Source organism: Alteromonas sp. KC3 (genome assembly GCF_016756315.1).
In the GTDB taxonomy this organism is placed as follows: domain Bacteria; phylum Pseudomonadota; class Gammaproteobacteria; order Enterobacterales; family Alteromonadaceae; genus Alteromonas.
In genome coordinates, this window is the sequence record NZ_AP024235.1 from 2,918,270 (window position 1) to 2,941,514 (window position 23,245).

23 protein-coding genes and 1 other annotated feature are annotated in these 23,245 nt (G+C 44.7%); of the genes, 16 read left to right on the plus strand and 7 right to left on the minus strand.

What is annotated here, in order from left to right:
• Positions 1–56 precede the first annotated feature (56 nt).
• Positions 57–281: a hypothetical protein gene (locus JN178_RS12970; protein ID WP_202261928.1), complete on the plus strand. Its 225-nt coding sequence runs from the start codon at positions 57–59 to the stop codon at positions 279–281.
• Between the two features lie 47 nt (positions 282–328).
• Here JN178_RS12970 and JN178_RS12975 read toward each other — a convergent pair whose 3' ends face one another.
• The 5 genes from JN178_RS12975 to JN178_RS12995 form a co-directional block, all read right to left on the minus strand.
• Complete coding sequence (locus JN178_RS12975) at positions 329–661, minus strand: hypothetical protein (RefSeq protein WP_202261929.1); 333 nt, start codon at positions 659–661, stop codon at positions 329–331.
• Positions 662–828: 167 nt separating this feature from the next.
• Positions 829–1,566 carry a phosphatase PAP2 family protein gene (locus tag JN178_RS12980; RefSeq protein WP_202261930.1) on the minus strand — a complete coding sequence of 246 codons (738 nt, stop codon included), beginning with the start codon at positions 1,564–1,566 and terminating at the stop codon, positions 829–831.
• Positions 1,567–1,578: 12 nt separating this feature from the next.
• Entirely contained in the window at positions 1,579–2,277 is a 699-nt protein-coding gene (locus tag JN178_RS12985) for a TVP38/TMEM64 family protein (RefSeq protein ID WP_202261931.1), read from the minus strand.
• Between the two features lie 153 nt (positions 2,278–2,430).
• On the minus strand, positions 2,431–3,738 hold the full coding sequence (locus JN178_RS12990; RefSeq protein WP_202261932.1) for an alpha-amylase family glycosyl hydrolase: 1,308 nt from the start codon (positions 3,736–3,738) through the stop codon (positions 2,431–2,433).
• Between the two features lie 60 nt (positions 3,739–3,798).
• Positions 3,799–4,638, minus strand: a complete 840-nt coding sequence (locus tag JN178_RS12995; RefSeq protein WP_442859707.1) for a sulfite exporter TauE/SafE family protein — start codon at positions 4,636–4,638, stop codon at positions 3,799–3,801.
• A 247-nt stretch (positions 4,639–4,885) separates the two neighbouring features.
• Here JN178_RS12995 and JN178_RS13000 point away from each other — a divergent pair, with 247 nt between their 5' ends.
• The 4 genes from JN178_RS13000 to JN178_RS13015 all read left to right on the plus strand — a co-directional run bounded on the left by JN178_RS13000 (position 4,886) and on the right by JN178_RS13015 (position 7,303).
• Positions 4,886–5,374 (plus strand): DUF2244 domain-containing protein, encoded by a 489-nt coding sequence (locus tag JN178_RS13000; protein WP_202261934.1) that lies wholly within the window; start codon positions 4,886–4,888, stop codon positions 5,372–5,374.
• An 82-nt stretch (positions 5,375–5,456) separates the two neighbouring features.
• Positions 5,457–5,702, plus strand: coding sequence for a DUF6482 family protein (locus JN178_RS13005; protein ID WP_159626303.1), 246 nt, complete (start codon positions 5,457–5,459; stop codon positions 5,700–5,702).
• Positions 5,703–5,861: 159 nt separating this feature from the next.
• Positions 5,862–6,434, plus strand: coding sequence for a YSC84-related protein (locus JN178_RS13010; RefSeq protein ID WP_202261935.1), 573 nt, complete (start codon positions 5,862–5,864; stop codon positions 6,432–6,434).
• 98 nt (positions 6,435–6,532) lie between these two features.
• Positions 6,533–7,303: a ParA family protein gene (locus tag JN178_RS13015; RefSeq protein ID WP_202261936.1), complete on the plus strand. Its 771-nt coding sequence runs from the start codon at positions 6,533–6,535 to the stop codon at positions 7,301–7,303.
• Here JN178_RS13015 and JN178_RS13020 read toward each other — a convergent pair.
• Positions 7,300–7,545: a hypothetical protein gene (locus tag JN178_RS13020; RefSeq protein ID WP_202261937.1), complete on the minus strand. Its 246-nt coding sequence runs from the start codon at positions 7,543–7,545 to the stop codon at positions 7,300–7,302. The genes JN178_RS13015 and JN178_RS13020 overlap by 4 nt on opposite strands.
• 237 nt (positions 7,546–7,782) lie before the next feature.
• Positions 7,783–7,901: a sequence feature (His leader region), on the plus strand.
• A gap of 51 nt (positions 7,902–7,952) precedes the next feature.
• On the opposite strand from JN178_RS13020, the gene hisG reads away from it, so the two are divergent.
• From hisG to JN178_RS13065, 9 genes are all read left to right on the plus strand, one after another.
• On the plus strand, positions 7,953–8,855 hold the full coding sequence (hisG, locus tag JN178_RS13025) for an ATP phosphoribosyltransferase (RefSeq protein WP_159626310.1): 903 nt from the start codon (positions 7,953–7,955) through the stop codon (positions 8,853–8,855).
• A 13-nt stretch (positions 8,856–8,868) separates the two neighbouring features.
• The gene (hisD, locus tag JN178_RS13030) at positions 8,869–10,173 is read left to right on the plus strand and encodes a histidinol dehydrogenase (RefSeq protein WP_202261938.1); all 1,305 of its coding nucleotides are present in this window, start codon (positions 8,869–8,871) and stop codon (positions 10,171–10,173) included.
• Positions 10,173–11,252 (plus strand): histidinol-phosphate transaminase, encoded by a 1,080-nt coding sequence (gene hisC / locus JN178_RS13035; protein WP_202261939.1) that lies wholly within the window; start codon positions 10,173–10,175, stop codon positions 11,250–11,252. Before hisD ends, hisC begins: the two co-directional genes overlap by 1 nt.
• A complete protein-coding gene (gene hisB / locus JN178_RS13040) occupies positions 11,249–12,319 on the plus strand; it encodes a bifunctional histidinol-phosphatase/imidazoleglycerol-phosphate dehydratase HisB (protein ID WP_202261940.1) in 1,071 nt (356 codons plus the stop codon). The genes hisC and hisB overlap by 4 nt, the downstream gene beginning before the upstream one ends.
• Positions 12,319–12,948 carry an imidazole glycerol phosphate synthase subunit HisH gene (gene hisH, locus JN178_RS13045; RefSeq protein WP_202261941.1) on the plus strand — a complete coding sequence of 210 codons (630 nt, stop codon included), beginning with the start codon at positions 12,319–12,321 and terminating at the stop codon, positions 12,946–12,948. The genes hisB and hisH overlap by 1 nt, the downstream gene beginning before the upstream one ends.
• Positions 12,948–13,685 (plus strand): 1-(5-phosphoribosyl)-5-[(5-phosphoribosylamino)methylideneamino]imidazole-4-carboxamide isomerase, encoded by a 738-nt coding sequence (hisA, locus tag JN178_RS13050; protein ID WP_202261942.1) that lies wholly within the window; start codon positions 12,948–12,950, stop codon positions 13,683–13,685. The genes hisH and hisA overlap by 1 nt, the downstream gene beginning before the upstream one ends.
• Complete coding sequence (gene hisF / locus JN178_RS13055) at positions 13,667–14,479, plus strand: imidazole glycerol phosphate synthase subunit HisF (protein WP_014950033.1); 813 nt, start codon at positions 13,667–13,669, stop codon at positions 14,477–14,479. Before hisA ends, hisF begins: the two co-directional genes overlap by 19 nt.
• Positions 14,476–15,093 (plus strand): bifunctional phosphoribosyl-AMP cyclohydrolase/phosphoribosyl-ATP diphosphatase HisIE, encoded by a 618-nt coding sequence (gene hisIE, locus JN178_RS13060; protein WP_202261943.1) that lies wholly within the window; start codon positions 14,476–14,478, stop codon positions 15,091–15,093. Before hisF ends, hisIE begins: the two co-directional genes overlap by 4 nt.
• 377 nt (positions 15,094–15,470) lie before the next feature.
• Positions 15,471–16,397: a LysR substrate-binding domain-containing protein gene (locus JN178_RS13065; RefSeq protein ID WP_202261944.1), complete on the plus strand. Its 927-nt coding sequence runs from the start codon at positions 15,471–15,473 to the stop codon at positions 16,395–16,397.
• A 143-nt stretch (positions 16,398–16,540) separates the two neighbouring features.
• On the opposite strand, the gene JN178_RS13070 is transcribed toward JN178_RS13065, so the two are convergent.
• Positions 16,541–19,447 (minus strand): M16 family metallopeptidase, encoded by a 2,907-nt coding sequence (locus JN178_RS13070; RefSeq protein WP_202261945.1) that lies wholly within the window; start codon positions 19,445–19,447, stop codon positions 16,541–16,543.
• 298 nt (positions 19,448–19,745) lie between these two features.
• Between JN178_RS13070 and lepB the strand changes: the two genes are divergently transcribed.
• Positions 19,746–20,384, plus strand: a complete 639-nt coding sequence (gene lepB / locus JN178_RS13075) for a signal peptidase I (RefSeq protein WP_202261946.1) — start codon at positions 19,746–19,748, stop codon at positions 20,382–20,384.
• A gap of 203 nt (positions 20,385–20,587) precedes the next feature.
• Positions 20,588–23,182, plus strand: coding sequence for a TonB-dependent receptor (locus tag JN178_RS13080; protein ID WP_202261947.1), 2,595 nt, complete (start codon positions 20,588–20,590; stop codon positions 23,180–23,182).
• The last annotated feature ends 63 nt before the right edge of the window (positions 23,183–23,245 follow it).

The window sequence follows — 23,245 nt, forward strand, 5'->3', positions numbered from 1 at the left end:
TAGGCGCAATATTCAGCGCGTAAATGTTAATCGTTAACTCAATGTAAGAGGTGGTTATGAAAGGTTTGTTGTTGATTGGTTTAAGCGCACTGACGTTTTCGGTATTGGCAACCGAATCTGAGAAAGCCCCGGCTGAGCTGATTGCTGAACTAAAGCAATATTGTGCAGAAGTTGCTGAAGATGAAGGTACGCAAGGCAAGCCGATAAAGGCATTTATTTTAGAGTGCGTAAATGACGAGCTAGAATCAGAGGGCTACGCAAAATTAACCTCTATTGACTAGAAAATACTTAATGAGTAGAGACCTTGCCTTTGCTTGGCAAGGTCTCTCTATCTTTCGAAATACGCATCCGCCAAATCGGCCAATGTCTCATCTAAGCTTTCTTCGAAGGCATCAATATCAATATCAAAACTTCCCATGTACTTAGTTGCATTTTCACGAGACACCACTGCGTTTTTTATCTGAAATTCAAGCTCCGGCAGCGATTTGTCATACCGCGGTTTAATTGTCCAGCGCAAACAGTGACCATGTGTGTCTTTAAGCTTTTGTTTTGCAAACACACAAAAGTCTTCCACAAAGTCTGCGCCTTGTGGACCAAGACATCCAGGTTCTATGCGATACATGACCAACAATTTCTTATATAAAGGAAGTCGAGTTTCCATGATAAATTCAAATAGCGTAAAACTATGATTATCGGAAAATGTTGGTTAGTTTGCCAGTGAGACGTTGAAATACTTGCCCTTTTATCTCGCGTTCCATTTTCCTCTCTACTCACCAAGCTCGCCGCAAAAAAGCACTTTTTTGAAAGTGCAACAAGACGCGTTGCCATTCAAATGTTGTGCAACGCCGACTTGTCGTGAGACATATCATTGTCATCAGTTTCTTGCTCAATAGTGCCGGAAGATTGCAAGGAAGCGGCTATCATAAGCGATAAGATTGACCAGAATATCCCTACCGTCCAGCCTGCAAGTACATCCGACGGCCAATGCACCCCCAAATAAACACGGCTAATACCAATACTGACAGTAAGAAGAGCAGCGACAGACATCAAAAATACTTTTACGCGCTTTCTGCCTTCAATGCGTGAAAGTAAAGTACCCAAGGTAAAGTAGACTAATGCCGACATAAGCGAGTGTCCGCTCGGAAAACTGTGGGTGTATACATAGCTGCCATGTGGCACAAGGTCGGGACGTGGGCGATCAAAACCATATTTAAGCGCAAAACTCAGCAAAGTACCCGAGACTATGGCCACCACAATAAAAAGCGCCATTTTTGGCTTCTTAATTAACAACAAATAGGCAGCTGACGCCAGCGTAAAAAAGGTGAGAATACCGACCCCGCCTAAACCTGTGATGTCTCTCATCAGTTCTTCAACCCAATGCGCACCTACAGGGTCAGAGAGATCATCAGCGGTTCGAAACAACAATAATAGCTTTTCATCAACTGCTGCGGTGCCACCACTAACCACCATTCCTGCTAATTCCAAAAATGCCCATAGGCATCCCGCGAGTATTAATCCGCCTAGCACCATAGTTATATCGGGCTTTATAAAGCTTTTCACATTCACCTGTATTGCTCCTTATGCAGGTGTTGCCGAGGCACGCTGCTTCTTCTTTGTATGCCTGTATGCAACGTAAGTTACTATTATACTAACGAGCAAACCGCCTCCTAGGATCGCCCATTGATAAGTGGGCGGATGAGCATCGCTGTTCAACATGGAGTTTCCGCCAACCCAACCAAGATATGTGTAGAGGCTAACTAAAGGTAGTTGCCCAATTAAAGTAGCCCACGCATATTGCTTAAAAGAAATTTCTGTTATGCCGAAGCCGTAGTTTTTTAATACGGCAGGAATAAATGGGTTAAGTCTGAGTAAAACAACGAGCCGCCACTCACTGTCTTTGGCCAAAGACAGCACTTCCTTACTGCTCTCATAGCGTTCCAGTTTGTGTTTGACACGTTCCTTTAACCAATACCTTGCAAATAAAAAAGTAATACACGCGCCGCTAAAAGCCGCTAATATTGAGACGGTCATTGCTGCAATAAGCCCAAACAAGATACCTGAAGCAATATTTAGAATTGTAGAAGGGAAAGAGAGTGCCACCAGAACTGTATAAGCGAAGAAATAAACAATGACAGACCAAACGCCAAATGATCGGATATAGTCCACAGCCTCTGACACTTGCTCTCGGGTGACCGCATATTTCCACAACAGAATAACTGCGGCAATAAAAAGCACCGCCATTATGCCCTTAACTATCCATACATTTCGCTTTTTCATTGCCAATCCTTCGTTCGTAACAATAAATCAGTTCACAGTTACACTTTTAAACTCCACCTATTAACGAGTTGGTACGAAGGACCTGTACAAAAGATTAAATATATTTTAATAAAGAATTAACAATCAATTAAAGGTGTAACTTCAACTTAGGATTCACCTAACCCAAATTTCAAACTGCCAAGGCGCTAGTTTAGACACGCTGCCTGCGCTAAACACCCTACTTTCATTATTGGCCCATTGCGTATACTCACCTTCAAACAATGGCTCTTCAAACGCTACCTCTACGTGGTCACTCGAGAAATTAATGACAACAAACACTTTCTCTTTCTCGTTATGGCGCACAAAACTAAATACTCTATCCATATCTGAATTGGGTATTTGAATCATTCTTGCTCCATACTCGCCATTCCCTAATACGGTTTTAGACCGTTTAAGCGATATCAGTTTGCGGTACAAAGTGCCTATGGCATGCTCTTGCCAATTGATTGGATCACGCTCGAAAAACGCCAAGCGTTTGGTCTCGCCAGCTTCTTGGCCATTATGAATGAGCGGCATACCCTCACCGATTACCGACAGCGCGATACAAGCTTCAAGAGCATCGCCAAATTGTTCTCGCTGGGTACCATCCCACGCATTTTTATCGTGATTACTTACAAACGTCATACGGTAGGCATTTAAGGGCCAACTGCGCTCGTTCCACGAATAATATTTGCGCAGCCTATCTAGTGAACATTTCCCATGGGCTAGCTCGTGAAGGGTTTCATTCCAGCTCCACGCGTATGTCATATTGAACGCTTTTTCATGAAGGTCTCTATTTTCCCACTCAGCTAGCATGAACACAGGCTTTACCGAATCGAGTGCAGTTCTTGCCTGTTGCCAGAAATCATTGGGAACATAACCTGCCACATCACAGCGAAAACCATCGATATCAAACGTTTCGACCCAGTACTTCATTGCGTCAATCATGTATTCGCGCAACCCAACTTGACCGTAATCAAACTCGATAATATCGCTCCAGTCCCACCAGGGAGATGGCCTGAAATCGCCCTTGTAGTCTTTGGCGTACCATTGGGGATTTGATTCCACTAGCGGATTATCCCACGCGCTATGATTGGGAACCCAATCTATAATGACTTTAAGTGAAAGTTCATGCGCCTTTTTGATCAATGTTCGAAAGTCTTCTTCATTACCAAATTCGGGATTGATGGCGAGATAATCTTTTACAGCGTAAGGGCTACCTAATTTACCCTTTTTATTTTTTTCACCAATTGGGTGAATAGGCATCAACCACAGTATATCTGCCCCTAACGCCTTAATTCTCTCAAGTTGTTCGGTAACGCCTGAGAAGGAGCCTGATGCTGAAAATTGTCTTGTATTTACTTGATAAATAACGCTATGTGACGACCACGACGGTTGCTTAATGGAATAGAGATTTTGAGGTTCTATCGACTGTGCCTGCATAAGCGCTCCTTTATCGTTTTGATGTAAAGAATGGCGTGCGCACGCGAAGTGCGGTTGAATTTAAAATACGGGTAAGCTAGATATGCCTAGTATTAATACCCAGAAACCGAAGAATAGTTTCAGTCGTTGTACAGAAAATGCGAGGACTAAATATTTCGCTAACATCCCTCCAACGATAGCGCCGATGCCAGCAAATAACACCACTTCCCATACAACGGTATCACTTATGAGAGCGTGATATGGCAGAGCCGAGCAAACGGTAAACGCAGATAAAATGACGGCAACAGCGATAGACATAGTAACGTTGAAACCTCGAATTATCAGGTATACGGCGACCAGTTCGCCTACCCCTACAGAAAGCCACGCTGTGATAACGCCACCAATAAAAGCTATTGCAGGAAGAACGAGAACATCTTTACGTGTGATATCTTTTTTAAAATGAGACCGTTTCATCATTGGGATCGAGGCGAATATGGCGACCGCCAGAAGTACGGAAAAGCTGCCAAACAACATATGCAAATTGCTTGCGCCACCCAATAAGTTGTTAAGTACCGCCTTGCCTTGCGTTGAAAATTGCGAAAACAAAATACCGATAATAGAAGCAGGAATAGAAAGCACTAAGGTGCTAGGCAGTGCTTTCCAATATCCATCAAACTGATGTTGGCTTCGATAGTAATGCCACCAGGTAATTGCTCCCGCAGTCATACCGCAACACTGTATTGCGAAACTTGTGGCGACTATGGCTTGTGGGGAGAATGACAAATAGTTAAAAAAAGGAACGAAAATAACCCCCCCACCCGCGCCAGTAGAGTTGGCAAAAATAGCACCAAGAATACCAAGTAGAGAAAAAAGCCCATAACCCTTCGCCAAATCGAGAGGGCTGGACTGGAAAAGCCACACACTCGCCCAAACTAATACCAGTAATATGGTTACCGACTTCTTCGATAAGTGCTTTACAACTAGTGCCACTCAACGTCCTCTTTGCTATTTCACTCAATGCTAACACTGAGTAATTTTCAATCTTTTTGCGACCTATCATTCGTATAAGGTCAATACTATGTTTAAGGGTACCAAGAAGTGAGCTTCTAATGCACAGTAAAGTCGCTGATGGCTCACTATTTATACTACGCTTTTTTAAAGAGCTAAGATGATAGAAATATCAACATTTGACGATAGCACTCAGCTTCGATTATCACCAAACCGCTCCGCGACATGGAAACAGACCAAGCTACTAATGCTTGGCTTTACCTGCTTTGTTGTTTCTATCGCAGTAGCTTGGACGCTTGTAGGCGCATGGGTCATTCTTCCTTTTGCGGGCCTCGAAGTGTTAGCACTGTCACTCATTATGTACTTAGTATCAAGAGCGACTTACCAGTGGGAAGAGGTTGTCATTAATAAAGACACGATAAGAATCATAAATTCAAAGGGCACGCAACTTGTGTTTCAGCGAGTTCAGACCTCTTTGTTTTTCATCGAAGATATTCACAACAGGCGTACACCCAAACTGGTCTTTTCCACAACCCAGGCGAAGTGTGAAATAGGTGCGTTTTTGAACGAAAAAGACAAATCACTATTACAGCATCACTTCTCTGAGGCAGGGATTATGGTGTGCAAAAACAAATGGTGGAATGGCTAAGCGGGCATGCATGACACAAAATTAATGATCATTTCCTCGCCATTGAACTAAAAATGTAAGTGGGACTAATGAGGGCACAACCATGAATTTATATATTGAATCGCTAGAAGGTGGTAACTATTTAGCATCTACCGGAATGGGCGCAACGCGTACTTTAGTGAGAGACAATAAAGCACAGCCAAAGACATTTCATTGTCTTAATGAAATTCGAGCGCATTTCGACAGCGAGTCATTCGATCATGTTTGGCTTCGCCAAAATACACCTTACGAAGAAATGGTTGGTCAACACGAGCGGCCAAGTCCTTTGGACCTTGAAATTGAATGGTAGCAAATCTGCATTTACATTGACGTAATTTCATTGCCAACAAAACTAATTTGCACGTTTATTGCGTATATCCTTAAGAAAGCAACAGTTTGGGCATGGCCATCGCATCAACAGAGCAAAATGCTATGCCATAGACTTACTTCACATGCTAAGGAGAAATGCATGAAAAATAGCAAGTTAGCAATAAAAACACTTTTCGTAGCAGCGGTTCTTACACTTGCTGCGTGTGCATCTATGGGCAACGGCACTGTCGCAGAAAAACGACAAGCTATCCTTGATATGCAAGATAATGCGTTAGCGCGACTTTACACCGAAAAACCAGACACCCGCTCGCAGATTAGAGACGCAGCCGGTTATGCCGTTTTCACTAATGCCAACGTTAATGTCATTTTCTTTGCGGCAGGCACGGGATACGGCGTCGTTAATAATAATACAACGGGTGCCAAAACCTACATGAACATGGCAGAAGGTGGTGTAGGCCTTGGATTGGGTGCAAAAGATTATCGTATTGTAATGGTCTTCCACACTCCGCAGGCGATGCGTTATTTCATAGAAAATGGCTGGACAGTGGGCGGCAACGCTGACGCCGCAGCAAAGGCGGGTAACAAAGGTGCATCAGCGGAAGGTGAAGGCTACCTTGGCAATGTCACCGTTTACACCATGACCGAAAGCGGCCTTGCACTACAAGCAACGGTAAAAGGCACGAAATTTTGGGTAGATAAAGAACTAAATTGATACTCACGATAAATGGCGCTTATTTTTGCGCCATTTTTCTTTTGCATATCATTAGTTACTTGGGCATATTTTATACTACACGGCTAAAAGGACTTCGTATGATAAGTGTAGTGTTCAATCAGAAAGGTGGTGTAGGCAAGTCAACGATTAGTACGAACTTGGCCGCACAAAGTGCCAAACTGGGTTACAAAACCCTACTGGTAGACCTAGACGCCCAAGGCAATAGCACACACTATGTGGGGGTTGATGTCAGCGAAAACACGTTGACTGTCACGGATATGTTCAAGCAAGTCGTTGGTATTTTTAGAACACCTAAGAAACCAATAGAATTTGTTCACTCCTCGGCATTTGATAACTTGTACGTAATGCCCTCTTCACCCGCGCTGGCGGAAGTAGAGAGAGAGCTTGAAACACGCTACAAGATTTTTAAGCTTCGCGATGCACTTAAAGAATTGCGAAGCAAATTTGACTACATATTTATTGATACGCCGCCCAATTTTAATTTTTACTCTAAAGCAGCACTAATTGCGGCGGATGGTTTCTGCGTCCCGTTTGATTGCGATGACTTTTCAGCACAAGCTATCCATCGCTTGCTAGAAAACGTGATGGAATTGAAAAGTGATCACAATCCAGAGCTTATATTTCAAGGTGTGATAATAAACCAATTCAACAGCCAAGCCAATTTGCCCACCCAGTTAGTTAACCAGTTAAAAGAGCAAGGTCTGCCGGTATTGGAAAATTACATAAGCGCGACTGTAAAAATAAAAGAGTCACATTCTAAACGCATTCCTCTGCCTTTATACTTGCCCAATCATAAGGTCAGTAATCAGATCGCCGCACTTTTTGAGGAGCTATATACCAGTCGCTAAACGTCAATATCGATATGTTTAAGCCCGCTACCGTCTTCGTTCTGCGAGCTTTCGCTGTCATACGATTTTTTAGAGGTTCTCTCTATGGCTTCAGCATGCTTCACATCTTGGGGTTGATCGCGATCTTCTTCTGAAAGATGGTCAGACTTTTTTGTTTTCTGCACTTTTTTCACGCGCTCATCAACTTCAACAGGCACCTTGGTGTTGCGCGGTAAAATTGGAAACAAAAGATCGTTACTCATACATTCCTCAACGTTAAATGGGACCTTTTAACCTAATCTTTATATCTGCTGAATAGCTCAAAAACATTAGAATCACAATCATTCATATCGAAAAGTTTTACTATATATACTTTTATTTAGACCCATTGACTAAAAAGAGTTCACTTTAGCCTTGCAAATCGTATGTCAAAACGATAATGTTTCAGCCGTTCAGAATTAGGAAGTAATTTTTTTAGAAATGATTAACTGCGCAGCGATTCATCACCATCACCACAAAGCATAACCTTTCAGGTTCGTGCTGGAAGGTCTATGACTCCTTCCAGTGGCGCAGATAGAACAAATTCTCGACCCTCGGAAGGAAACTTCCGAGGGTTTTTTCGTTTAAGGCGCAATCAAAAGTTTAAATACAACGTGTAAGGAACGTTTCAATGAGTAACAGCAAAAGACTTCGAATTGCCGTACAGAAATCAGGCCGTTTAAGCGATGACAGCATCGCTTTACTGAAAGCTATTGGCATCAAATTAAACATTCGTGATCGCCTGCTGATTGCGCATTCAACGAACCAGCCTATCGATTTACTTCGCGTGCGTGACGACGATATTCCAGGCCTTGTTATGGATGGCGTTGTTGACCTTGGTTTTATCGGCGAAAACGAGCTTGAAGAAAAAATGCTCGAACGTAAAGCAGCCGGCAAGCCATTTGAGTATGAAGTACTACGTCGCTTAGATTACGGCGGCTGCCGACTATCAATTGCGGTACCTAATGAAATGGAATATGAAGGCATTCAGTCTTTAGAGGGCAAAAAAGTGGCCACCACCTACCCTTACCTACTTGAGCGCTATTTCAAAGATCAGGGTATTAATGCCAAAGCCGTCATGCTTCAAGGTTCTGTAGAAGTTGCTCCGCGTGCTGGTGTAGCTGACGCTATCTGTGACTTGGTATCAACAGGCGCAACGCTAGAAGCGAACGGCCTTGTTGAGAAAGACGTTATTTTCCGCAGTAAAGCAGTATTAATTAAACGCGCTGACGGCGAACTAAGCGACGAAAAAGAAACGCTGGTTAATCGGTTAATGCCGCGTGTTGACGGTGTATTGCTAGCAAAAGAAAGCAAGTACATCATGCTACACGCACCAAAAGCCTATTTGGAGCAGGTAAAAAGCTTACTTCCAGGAGCTGAAAACCCAACCGTATTACCTCTTGCTGGAAATGACGAACAAGTGGCTATCCACGTGGTGTCTACAGAAACGTTATTCTGGGAAACCATGGAAAAGCTTAAGTCCCTTGGTTGTAGCTCGATTCTTGTAATGCCAATCGAAAAAATGATGGGCTAAAAGGCAGGCAATTATGATTACTTGGTCATCTCTTTCAGCAAATGAGAAAAAACAGGCGCTAGCCCGCCCGGCTATGGCCAATAGCCAACAGTTAAAGCAAACCGTGGGCGACATCATCGCCCGCGTTGAAGCAGAAGGCGATGCAGCTGTACTTGATTACACGCGCAAATTTGACTGCCCAGAACTCACCAGCTTGGTGCTTTCGCAAGATAATATTGATGCCCTTGCTGCTAAGGTGACACCTGAGGTAGCAGGCGCCATCGACACAGCGTTTAACAACATAAAAACGTTTCACGAAGCACAGATGCCAAGTGACATCGCATTAACCACGACACCAGGCGTTAAATGCGAGCTTCGCTTTACGGCTCTTGATGCCGTAGGACTTTATATTCCAGGCGGAAGCGCGCCATTACCGTCTACAGTATTAATGCTAGGCGTGCCTGCATTGGTGGCGGGTTGTGAAAATAAACTGCTGTGCACTCCGCCAAACAAAGAGCAGCTTATCGCGCCTGAAATTGCTTATGCGGCAAGAAAGTGCGGTATTGACAAGATATTTTTGTGTGGTGGCGCTCAGGCCGTTGCCGCTATGGCTCTTGGTACAGAGACCATTCCTCAGGTCGATAAGATTTTTGGCCCTGGTAATAGCTTTGTAACAGAAGCTAAACAACAAGTAAGCCAGCGCGCTGATGGTGCCGCTATTGATATGCCGGCGGGCCCATCAGAAGTGCTGGTACTTGCTGACGACAACGCAAACCCAGAATTTGTGGCAGCTGATCTGCTCTCTCAAGCTGAGCATGGTCCAGACTCACAAGCGATTTTGGTATCAAACAGTGCCAAGCTTATTGAAGAAGCCAAAGCTGCCGTTGAACGTCAATTGTCAACGCTCTCACGAGCAGAGATTGCACGCCCAGCTATGCAAAATGCGCGTTATATATTAGCCGACTCTGTTGAACAAGCCATTGAAGCAAGTAACGCTTATGCCGCTGAGCACTTGATTGTGCAGATAGAAAACGCTCGCGATTATTTGCCCAAAATCAAATACGCAGGTTCTATTTTCTTAGGTCCTTGGTCACCTGAATCTGCCGGCGATTATGCATCAGGTACAAACCACGTGCTGCCCACCTACGGCTATGCGAAGAATTATTCTAGCCTAGGCCTTTTGGACTTTATGCGCCGTTACACAATTCAAGAGCTAAGTGCAGATGGTATGCGTAATTTAGGCCCTGCGATCATGGCACTCGCTGCAGCAGAAGGCTTAGACGCACACGAACAGGCCGTTGCACTTCGAATGCAAGCGCTTAAGCAAGGAGACGCCTAATGTCGACGCTTATCGATAACCTTATTAACGACAACTTGGTGCCTTTAAAGCCCTATGAGTCGGCACGTCGCTTGTTCTCTGGTGGTCAAGACTGGCTTAATGCCAACGAGTCACCCTATGCAAACGATTACAGTGTGCATAGCAGTAACTTTAACCGTTATCCATCGTGTCAGCCTGAAGCGGTAGTCAATGGCTACGCAAGCTATGCTGGGCTTGATAAGTCACAACTTATTGTTACCCGCGGCGCTGATGAAGGGATTGAACTGCTAATTCGTACCTTCTGTACGCCGGGTAAAGATAACATTCTTATCTGCCCGCCAACCTATGGCATGTATGCAATCAGTGCTGAAACCTGTGATATCGGCATCAAAAAAGTACCGCTTAATGACGACTTTAGCCTTAACGTAAATGCAGTTTGCGCTGAAGAAGACGTTAACGTTATTTTTATCTGCGCGCCCAATAATCCAACCGGTACGCCTGTTGCTCGCGAAGACATTAAAGCCGTGCTCAATCATTTTGCCGATAAAGCATTGGTTGTGGTGGATGAAGCATACATTGAGTTCGATGCAGATAATACGTGGGCAAATGAAATAAACAATTACCCGAACCTAGTAGTGCTTCGCACGCTGTCTAAAGCATTTGCATTAGCTGGCCTTCGCTGCGGATTTACGCTTGCCCAAGCACCGGTTATTCAAGCGCTTTTAAAGGTAATTGCACCCTACCCTATTCCAGAGCCAGTCGCGCAAATTGCCGCCCAAGCGCTTTCAAAAGAATCACTAGCGTTACTTGAACTTCAAGTCGCTACTATTAATCGTGAAAAAGAAGCGCTAGCAGAAGCACTTCAAGCTGTAGATGGCATTGAATTGGTAGGTGATAGAAGAGCGAATTTCATTTTGTTCCGCTATGAAAAGGCGCCGGCTTTAATGCAATACCTAGTAAGCCAAGGCATGCTGATTCGCGACCAATCAAAACAGCTTAACTTACAAAACTGTTTACGCGTAAGCATCGGCACTGAAGAGCAAAACCAGCGTTTAATGCAGCTAATTAACGAATTTAAAAATAATGAGGACGCGGCATGAGTCAGCAAGCCATTTTATTTATAGACCGCGACGGCACACTTGTTGAAGAGCCGCCAGTAGATAAGCAGTTAGATAGTTTAGAAAAGCTTGTTTTCGAACCAAACGTTATTCCTGTGCTGCTTAAGCTTAAAGCAGCTGGGTTTAAACTTGTGATGGTAAGTAATCAAGACGGGTTGGGCACAGACAGCTTCCCACAGGAAGATTTCGACAAGCCTCACAACGCCATGATGGCCGTATTTGAAAGCCAAGGCGTCGTGTTTGACGACGTGTTAATTTGCCCGCATTTTGACGAAGACAACTGCACATGCCGCAAGCCGAAGCTCGGCCTAGTGCAAGAATACTTGCAACAGGGCAAGGTGGATTTCACTCGTTCATTTGTGATTGGTGACAGAATTACCGACGTTCAGCTTGCCGAAAACATGGGTATTCGCAGCTTCCAGTACAACCGTGAGAGCTTGAACTGGAACGATATTCAGAAAAGTTTGCTTGCGTCTTCACGCATTGCAGAGGTCGTGCGTACCACCTCTGAAACCGATATTCGCGTTCGCGTAGATTTGGACTCGCAAGCTAAGTCGACAATTCAAACCGGCATGGGCTTTTTTGACCACATGCTTGACCAAATTGCTACCCACGGTGGTTTCGAGTTAAATCTGACTACTAATGGCGATTTGCACATTGATGACCACCACAGCGTAGAAGATACCGCGCTTGCACTAGGTGAGGCGCTAAAAAAAGCTTTGGGCGACAAACGAGGTATTGGTCGCTTTGGATTTGCTCTGCCAATGGATGAGTGTCGTGCGGAATGTATCATGGATATTTCTAACCGCCCTCACCTTAAATTCGATGCTGAATTTAGCCGCGACCAAGTAGGCGAAATGGCCACAGAAATGGTGCCTCACTTCTTCTACTCGCTTGCGCAAAGCATGGGGTTATCGCTGCATCTTTCCACCAGCGAAGGCAATGCACACCACCAGGTAGAAAGCTTATTTAAAGTATTTGGCCGCGCACTTCGTCAAGCTATTACACGCCAAGGCGATGCACTACCAAGCAGTAAAGGAGCACTGTAATGTCAGTGGTAAATACCAGCCAGCGACAAAAAATCGTTATAGTGAATACCGGCTGCGCCAACATTTCATCTGTACGCTTTGCGCTTGAACGCTTGGGTGTTGAAGTAGAGGTATCTGACGATGTAAACGTAATAAAAAACGCTGACAAAGTGTTTTTACCCGGCGTAGGTACCGCCGCTGCTGCCATGGCAAGCATTAAACAAAAAGCGTTAGTGGAAACTCTTCAATCGCTGACCCAACCTGTACTAGGCGTATGTTTAGGCATGCAGCTTATGGTTGAAACCAGCGCCGAAGGTGGCTTTCAAGGTACAGGCAACATCGACTGTTTAAACCTAATGCCCGGGCACGTAGCGCGCATGGAATCGAAAGGCGTGCGCTTACCGCATATGGGTTGGAACACGGTGACGCATAACAATGAAAGCTTGTTCAAAGGCATCCCAAAAGATACGTACTTTTATTTTGTGCATAGCTTTGCTGTACCTGAGTACGAGCACACGCTTGCAAGCTGTACTTACGGCAACGCATTTTCAGCCGCCATAAATAAAGACAATTTTTACGGGGTGCAATTTCACCCAGAGCGTTCTGGCGAAGCCGGAGCACAACTACTGACTAACTTTGTGAACCTATAATGATTATTCCAGCGATTGATCTTATTGACGGACACGTAGTGCGCCTTTATCAAGGGGACTACGAGCAGAAAACCCAATACGAACTGGACCCAGTAGATGTGGTTCACGACTATGCTGACCAAGGTGCAACCTGGTTGCACATTGTTGACCTAACTGGCGCTAAAGACACAACTAAACGCCAACTTTCACTTATCAAGTCTATGGTCGACACCAAGCGCATGCAGTTTCAGGCAGGCGGCGGCATTCGTAGCGAAGAGGAAGTAGCGCAACTGCTCGAGACTGGCGTAAGCCGTGTGGTTATTGGCTCATTGGCGGTGAAACAGCCTGAGCTAGTGAAGTCTTGGGTAGAAAAATATGGCCCAGAGCACATTGTATTGGCCCTTGATATAAATATTAGCGACAACGGCGAAAAGCTTATTGCCACGCACGGCTGGCAAGAAAACTCTGGTGTCGCCCTTGAAGGCTTATTAGAAAACTTCGCATCAGTTGGCGCAAAGCACGTACTGTGCACCGACATCAGCCGCGACGGTACGCTTCAAGGCGCCAACACCAAGCTATATCAAGAAATGGCAGCGCGCTTCCCACATGTTAGCTGGCAAGCGTCGGGCGGTATTGGTAGCATCGCTGACATTGAAGCGCTCAAACCCACAAACGTTGGCGGCGTTATTTTAGGCCGCGCATTGCTTGAGGGAAAGTTTACAGTTAAGGAGGCTATCGCATGCTGGCAAAGCGCATAATACCGTGTTTAGACGTACGCGACGGCAAAGTCGTTAAGGGCGTTCAGTTTAGAAACCACGAAATCATTGGCGACATTGTGCCTCTTGCCGAGCAATACGCAAAAGCGGGGGCCGACGAACTGGTATTTTACGATATTACTGCAAGCTCTGATGCCCGCGTAGTGGATAAAAGCTGGGTAAGCCGTATTGCACAGGTTATTGATATTCCGTTTTGCGTTGCAGGCGGCATTAAGAGCATCGAAGACGCTGGGCGCATTTTGGAAATGGGTGCAGATAAGATTTCGATTAACTCCCCTGCCCTTAACAACCCAGACCTTATTAACCAACTGCACGATGTTTACGGTCAACAGTGCGTAGTGATTGGCATCGACAGCTTTTACAACGAAGCCACAGACCAATACGAAGTGTACAAATTCACCGGCGATGAAGCCCGTACACAAAAAAGCCAATGGCAAACCATCGATTGGATTAAAGAAGTACAGTCACGCGGTGCAGGTGAAATTGTGCTTAACTGCATGAATCAAGACGGCGTGCGCAAAGGCTACGACGTAAAGCAGCTGAAAGCCGTACGCGATGTATGTGAAGTGCCGCTAATTGCATCAGGTGGTGCAGGTGAAATTGCCCACTTTACTGATGTGTTTCAACAAGCTGACGTAGATGGCGCACTAGCGGCATCGGTATTTCACAAAGGCATTATCAATATTGATGAGCTAAAAGCAGAATTAACCAGCAATGGCGTTGCCATGCGTAAGCGTCACGGATTAACGGCGCAAGCAGAAGGAGTAAACCCGTGATCATTACTGATGACAATAGCAATAAGCTAGCGTGGGACAAAATGGATAACCTGTTGCCTGCCATTGTGCAAGACGCACTATCAGGCAAGGTATTGATGCAGGGTTATATGGACCAAGACGCCCTAGCAAAAACCCTTGAGACAGGTAAAGTGACCTTTTTCAGCCGCTCAAAGCAGCGCCTTTGGACAAAGGGTGAAACGTCAGGTAACACGCTAGATTTAGTGAGCGTTGCCTGCGACTGCGACCAAGATTCACTGTTGGTACTTGCTAACCCTAATGGCCCAACATGCCACACTGGCGTTGAAAGCTGCTGGTTTGACGGGAACACTCCGGCATTTACCTTTCTTGCAGACTTAGAGCGAGTATTGGCTGCCCGCAAAGATGCCGACCCCAAAAGCAGCTACACCGCAAGCCTATACAACAAAGGCATTAAGCGAATAGCACAGAAAGTGGGTGAAGAAGGCGTCGAAACCGCATTGGCTGCCACCGTACACGACAAAGAAGAACTGAAAAACGAAGCCGCCGATTTGCTGTATCACCTAACCGTGCTACTTCAAGCTAGCGATATGTCGCTAAACGATGCACTTAATGTGCTTCGCGAGCGTCATAAATAAAGGCTTAACCTAGCACAACCTTGTACAGCCATATGGTAAGCATATACGATGGCCTTTACAGGGTTGTGCTAACAACGTTACCCGCAGCATTATTTAAACGCACTCCACATAGATAAGTTTAGCTTATTTCCAATATGAGCTAAATAATCACTCATACGCTGTCTAACTTTAATTCTTTGCGCGCTCACAAGCGCAATAAAACGCTTAGCACCTTTAAACCCGCCTACCTTCCTTTTCATACCACTCAGCACACTAGTTAACATTGTCACACCTACCTTTTGCCTGTTCATCGAGTGCTCAGCATCCTTGATTTGTCTTTACTTCACCAACGATAAAACCTAACCTTTTATATAAGATTAACTTATATAAAAACTCATATGGACAAACGTCTACGATGGTTAAACAATTTACTGTGCTTTGAAGTAGCAGCGCGGCATCAAAGTTACAGTAAAGCCGCTGAAGAACTCTTTGTCTCTCAAGCCGCAGTAAGTCAACAAATGCGCTTGCTCGAGGAAAATATTGGCGCGGCTTTATTTAGACGACAAGGACGAAAAATGGTACTTACCTCACAAGGTAAGACATTACTTCACGCCTGTCAGGCGGGCTTTTCAGAAATTGTTAATGGGTTAAACCAAGTTCAGGAAGAGCCTATTCAAGGGAGCCTGACCATAAGCTCAACACAAGCCTATTGCGCGTTGTGGTTACTGCCTAATCTTTACGACTTTTTTAACATTCACCCCGAAATTAACATCAACGTGCAAGCGTCAAATCTATGTGAAGACTTACATGAAGGTAACGTCGATGTCGCCATTCGATTTAGCACTTCTACTTCGGCACTTCAGAAAGAAGGGTTAATTGTTGAGAAAATTGGTGAGAATGGCGTCGTTCCAGTTTGCTCTCCGTCATTTGCAAAAGACAAGCAAATACATAGCACTGAAGACTTAGTAAAAACGCGTTTGCTGGCGTTGCCCATGAGTGACAAGGTAAATTGGGAGACGTATTTTGAACACGTTCAAGTAGATACAATGAACAAGCCTCTCAACAAAACCGAGGTCTCTTCAAGTGATCTGGCGCTGAGTGCAGCACTGTCGAGCCAAGGCGTTATGTTGGCTTCTGATATGATGATTGGGCAATACATCAAGTCTGGCCAACTTATTGTGCCTGTCGATATACCTCACCCGGTCAGGTGGAAATCACACATCATTTATCTTGAACACTCTTCTAAGCACAAACGCATAACGCTTTTCTGCAATTGGCTAAAAAGGAAGATGTGGCAACACGAAATGGGCCTACCTGCCCATTGAAGGAACAGCGTGTTGCCCTTTGCAATACGTTTTTGCAGTGGTCAACACGCTCTGGCTAAGCAAAGGCTTGCAACTTCAATTAAACGTGCACAATTGCGACATGTGCTAAAGTGCAGTTATTGAGCAAGCCCTTATATGCTCTTTTACTCTTCAGTTTCGTTTAGCAATACAGGCTCTCCTAATCCGAGTGCCTTCAGACGCTCAAATTGTGTAGCCTTATCTCCAACCACCAAATAAATCATGTTATCTGGGTGGATATAGGTTTGATACAAACGCTTCATATCGTCAACCGTCAACGCTTTAACTTGCTGCTCGCGCTGCATTACGTAATCGTCAGCAAACCCAAGGTCGCTAATGTTACCCACTACATTTAGTTTTGCCCCCAATGTTTCAAAGGCACGCGCGTTAGACTTAAGCGTAAAGCCCTTTGTCACAGACAAATCTTCTGCTGAATAGTTGTTTCCGAAAGACAACAAAATATCGCGTATGGCTTCAATGGCTTCCAACGTTACGTTTGAGCGTACATTGCTTCTTAATGCAAATACGCCTGTATTCTTATCACTAGAGAATCCAGAATAGATTCCGTAGGTATACCCTTTGTTTTCACGTAATTCCTGCATTAGTTGAGAGGCAAAACCACCACCGCCTAAGCGGTAGTTCATGACACTGGCAACATAACTATCTGGGTGAGACACAGGTGGTGCTGGATGACCAAAATATAGCACTGACTGCTTTGCATCGGGCACGTCATAAAAATAAATCTTGGCTTTTTCAGCTAGCGCAACTTGAGATACTTCAGGTAACGTTACCGCTTTTGCCTTCCAATTTGTGTTTAATTTAGCCAGTGCACTGCTTACCTTCGACTGGGAAATATCCCCAGCTACATGAAGCTTGGCTAAAGTAGGCGTAAAGTTTCGCTCAAAGTACTGCTTTAAATCACTCACCTCAATGGCGGTTACGCTTTCGACTGAACCAATAACAGGTTGCGCCAATGGATGCTCTTCACCATAGAGAAGCTCACCAAACTCCACCGACGCGATTGCACCTGGATTTGCTTTAATCTGTTTAATCTCATTGATGACATCATCTTTGGCAAGATCGAACTCTGTCGCGTCGAATCGTGGGGTAAGTATGACTTGAGAAACAATATCCATCACTTTATCAAAGTGCTTTGACAGTGAAGTACCGCTGATAACAATGGCGTCATCGGTCGCTTGTGCGTCAAGTGAAGCGCCAAGCATCTCTATTTCCTGCTCTAACACTTCAGGTGCCTTGCTTTGTGTACCTTTAAGCAAAATACCAGACAGTAGATTAGCGACGCCTGTTTTATCTTGTGGGTCAAGCAGCATGCCGCCATCAATCTTAAGCTCGAACGCAACCAGCGGCACTTCATCGTTTTCTATGCCCGCTACGTGAATGCCAGAGTCTAGCGTAGTTTGCCACACCACCGGCGGTGTAATGGTAACTTGCTCACCATATGGCGGCTCTTTACTTCTGTCGAAACTAGAAGGGGTACGTTCGTAGTCAGCAGTGATAGACGCATCAAAGCTCTCTTCTGCACCTGCCACAATTTGCTCTTCAACCACTGCCGCTTCTAACGAGTTATTAAGCACCAGAGATTCTTGGCCTTTTGGTACAAAGCTTGTTGCAACAAACGGCTTATCTTTTATATATGTGCTGTAAACACGCATAACATCGTCAGCACTTACTGACAATATCTTCTGCACATCTTCACTGATGTACTGTGCCCCACCTGCAAAAATTTCGTATTGGGCCAGTTGGAATCCCTTACCAAGAACACTTGATAGCCCCTGATAGAACCCAGTTTCTTGCCCAGCTTTGATACGAGCTAAATCTTTTTCAGCAATACCGTCTTTTTCAAACGCTGCAAATGCATGGTTAATCGCCTCAGCAACCTTATTCAAGTCAGTGTCATTGAACGCCATGACTTGTAGCTGCATTTGACCTGCTATTTCAGAATCATAGCCATACATATAAACATTGCTGGTGAGTTTTTTCTCATCAATTAGCACCTTGTTTAACGGCGCGTTTTTCCCCTGCGCTAAGTACTCGGATAGGACTTCTAATGCATAATAATCAGGGTGATATTCTGGCACCGTTGGCCACACCATAGTTAGCATTGGCGCTTGGGCAAAGTTGTCGACGTGAAAGCGTTTCACTGTTTGAGTTAACGCAGCAGGTTGCTGTGCTAAGGGCTTAATACTATTGCCAGCAGGAATTTCACCAAAATAATGCTCTACCCACGCCTTGGTCTGAGCAATATCTATATCCCCAGCAATGGTTAGCACTACATTATTGGGCACATACCATTGATTAAAGAATTCTTTCACATCAGCTAGCGTGGCGTTTTGAAGGTCTTCTAGCGAACCAATGACCTGCCAACTGTACGGATGACCTTTGGGGTACAAGTTTTTATCAATGACATATTGATTGTGGCCGTAAGGACGGTTATCAACACTTTGACGTTTTTCATTTTTGACCACCTGTTTTTCTTTCGCAAGTACAGGCTCTGTCACGGTATTAATGAAATAACCAAGCTTATCGGCTTCTGCCCAAATCATTTTTTCTAAGGCATCAATAGGCACAGTTTGATAATAGTTAGTGCTGTCCCTACTAGTCGACCCGTTAGCACCAGAACCGCCAATGCGCGCACTTAGTTTATCTAGTCCGCCTTTTCCTAAATTTTCTGACTCCAAGAACAACAGATGCTCAAACAAGTGTGCAAACCCCGTTCTTCCCTCTTTTTCTCTAGCAGAGCCTACATGCGCCGTTAATGCCACGGCTGCGACAGGATCAGAACGGTCAACGTGTAGAAGTACAGTTAAGCCATTATCAAGAGTAAATCGTTCAAACTCGACATTGAACGTCGCTGAACTTTCAACGGTGGTGTCCACTTGCGAGGTTGTGGTTTTAGACCGTGATTGATCAGAGGTTAATGGTTTAGAGGTATTTGAGTGACTACAGCCAGCTATTGACGCTACTAATGCAACAGCCGCTAGCCCGGTAAAAATTTTTGAGCGTTTAAACATGGTTCCGCTTCTTTTGTCCATAAAAGCGTTAAGAATTACCACAAAGCCTTGTAGCAAGCTACATTGACAATAATGATTAAGCCACTCTCCTATACACGTTCGAACCGATATTCACTAAAGACTCCATCATTAACCCATTGTTTCAATGAGATTTTAACTTTCTTGGTACGTTTATAGCTGTCATTTTAAAGACAGCTGGGGACATTGACACGAAACATATCCTTACATTTTGCTATGAACTGATAAACACAATTGACGTCGTACATCGAGATTACCTATTACACAAGGCTGCATTTAAATGTTGAACGTAAAAAAATACGTAAAAGAAAACCTCACCTTTATATTGTTTATTGTTTTGATGTTCTCCTTTAGAAGCAGTGTTGCAGATTGGTATCACGTTCCGTCAGGTTCAATGGAGCCCACTATCCAAGTAGGCGATCGCGTCGTGGTAGACAAAATGGCGTATACACTTGATATTCCCTTTACTGACATCAGCGTTGCAAATACTGGCTCAGTGAAACGTGGCGACATTATCATTATTGACAGTGAAGCAGCACAAACTCGTTTGATTAAGCGCGTGGTTGCAGTACAAGGAGACAATATCGCTTTGCATGATAATGTGCTTCATATAAATGGAGAGAAATCGAAGCTTACACCGCTTAATGAACACGTATTTCGCGAGGACATCCTGGCAAGTTCCCGTACCATTGCCTTAAGCCCAATTAACAGTCCTGCTTCAAGTTTCGACGACGTTATTGTGCCTGAAGGTTATGTAGTGGCAATGGGAGACAATAGAAATAACAGTGTAGACTCTCGCTATTATGGCTTTATTCCACTTTCAGAGATTAGGGGTAAAGCCACTTCAATCGCCTTTTCCGTAGACAAAGAAAATGCTTACCTACCGCGTAAAGAACGCTTTTTCGTTGCATTGGAGTAACCTTCGTTACTCCTGCTATTTTCTACTCAAATACTTTCTTTCCTTCTACTTAGTACTACATGGTTTACACACTTTGTAACTAAGTGTCACATCTTTCCTTATTTTCACTATTGCAACTTAAGTGTAACCAATGCTATTCATAAATTTGCAACAGAACACTGCTTGCAAACACACAACAAGTAAATGGAAATAAGGAAATAATAATGAAACATGGTTGTAAAATAAGTGCCATCGCAGTGGGATTGGCATTTTCGGGATTAACTACACTGACACCTGCCTACGCGCAACAAGCTGACGAAGAAGCAGATAATTTAGAACGTATTGCGGTTACAGGCTCGCGCATTAAGCGCACTGATATGGAAGGCCCATCGCCTGTTCAATCTATTGATGCTGGCATGATTGATAGCATGGGCTATGAAAACCTCCAACAACTTCTTGAGCGTATGCCTGCGACTGGCGCAGGTACATTCTCAACACGAAATAACAGTCAAGACTCAACGGCTAATGGTGCTGCGGCGGTATCGCTTCGCGGTATGGGGCCAGATGCAACACTGGTACTTATCAACGGACGTCGCGTCGCGATAAGCTCTTTTGCAGAAAGTATCACCAATTCATTTGTTGATATTAACTCAATTCCTGTAGCAGCTATTGAGCGTATTGATATATTAAAAGATGGCGCTTCCGCTATTTACGGCTCTGACGCGGTAGCAGGCGTTGTGAATATTGTGCTTAAGAAAGACTTTGACGGCCTTGAACTCAATGCCGGTTACGGCGGTACAACAGGCCCGAACTATGATGAAACGACAGCCAGTATTCTATGGGGTTCGCAAAGCGAAAAAAGCAGTGCGACAGTAATCATCGACTATTTTAATAATAGTACATTAGGTGCTGATGAGATGGGCCGATTTGGTACGGCCAACCAGTCACCTTATGGCGGTATGGACTTTCGTTCATCACGAGGCTACCCAGGTTATTTTTATGTAGATGGCGTGAAAACTATCGACCCAGATTGTCCACCTGAAAATGCAACTGCATCGGGCAGTTGTTTATTTGACTATGGCCCATTTGGATTGACGATCCCAGCTTCTGAACGCGTTGGTTTTATCGGGCAATTCGACTATAAAATTTCTTCTGATACCACAGCATTTTTAGAAGTTGCCATGCAACACAACACATCAGAAGCAGGTGGTGCAGCCACACCTCTAGATGAAGATGCAGGTTTGACAGTGCCGGGGTCTCATCCTAATAACCCGTTCGGGCAAGACATTGATATTGGTCGCTATCGTCCGGTAGATGCGGGTCCTCGTCGCTGGGATATAGAGTCAGACACCCTTCGACTTGTGGCGGGTCTTCGTGGCCAAATTGCAGATTACGACTGGGAAGCATCAGTGCAAAAAGGGCGTAGCCGCTCAGAACAAAGCGGTGACCAATCACAAGGCTGGGTTCGTGTAGACTGGCTCCAAGAACAAATCAATCTTGGCAACTACAACCCTTTTGGTGGCGTGACCAACCCACAAAGTGTTATTGATGAAATTACGACTAGCCTAGTTCGTCGCGGCGAGTCGCGCATGACGAGTTTCGATGCGCATATCTCGGGTGAGGCTTTCGATTTTGGCGACGACGTCGTCATGATGGCGGCAGGTGTAGAATATAGAGAAGAAGAAGTGTCTGATGTACCAGACATTCAATTTCAACGCGGGCTAATCTTTGGTACTGAATCTGTATCTGCCGCAGCAGAGAGAGATCAATACGCTGCGTATCTAGAACTTTCAATTCCGCTCGCCGAACAACTTGAGTTACAACTAGCGGGTCGCTACGACCACTTTAGTGACTTTGGTAGCACCACCAACCCTAAAATTGCACTTCGTTGGGCACCCAGTGATCAAGTTACTGTTCGAGGTTCATGGGCACAGGGTTTCCGTGCGCCGTCATTGGCACAGATTGGCCTAGGTCCTTCACAAAAAAGTGTTTTCTTTGTTGACCAATATCGTTGTGATGCCACAGGACAAGATTGTGATTCACTCGACTACAACATTGAGTTTGGGGGTAACCCAAATCTTGATGCCGAAGAATCTGAATCGTGGAACGTAGGTGTCATTTATGCACCCATTCAAGAATTGGGCTTAAGTATTGATGTTTGGAGTATTACGCAAGACAACAAGATTGATGAGCAGCAATTCGGCCTAGTGTACGACGCTGAATGTAATAATCAGAACAGTACGGTTTGTGTGCGCCTTGCGCCTCAGCAAGGAGAGTCTCTCGGCGTAATCCAAAAAATATTTAACACATACCAAAACGTATCATCGCAAGAAGCATCGGGCATAGATTTCAATGCTAACTACAGTATGGATATGAACGAGTATGGCAATGTACGTTTCAGCCTAGATTGGTCTTATCTGAACAACTTTGAGCGAAACAATCTAGATTTCACAGGAGAATACGGCTACCCAGAACATCGCTGGTTATTTGCTACAACGTGGTCAAAAGGCGCGTTTGATGCCAACCTAAATATTAGCTTTATTGGTGAGTTTGAGGACACGCCTGACATTAATTTCGACGGTGTACTCGACTTTGAAGAGAATACCTCTCGCACCGTAGACTCACAGATGTTGGTCGACCTGCAAGTAGGCTATAACTACAGCGACAATCTTCGTCTTGTACTGGGTTCTAACAACCTACTTGATGAAGAGCCACCATTTGCTATTGGTAATGGCGATAGTGACTTGTATGGCTATGTAGGTGGCGTACACAATCCTAGAGGGCGTTTCGTATACTCAAAAGTGACCTACCGCTTTTAATGTAAAGTACATCATTTAAAATAAAACGCCCACTTCCGTGGGCGTTTTCATATTTCACAACGT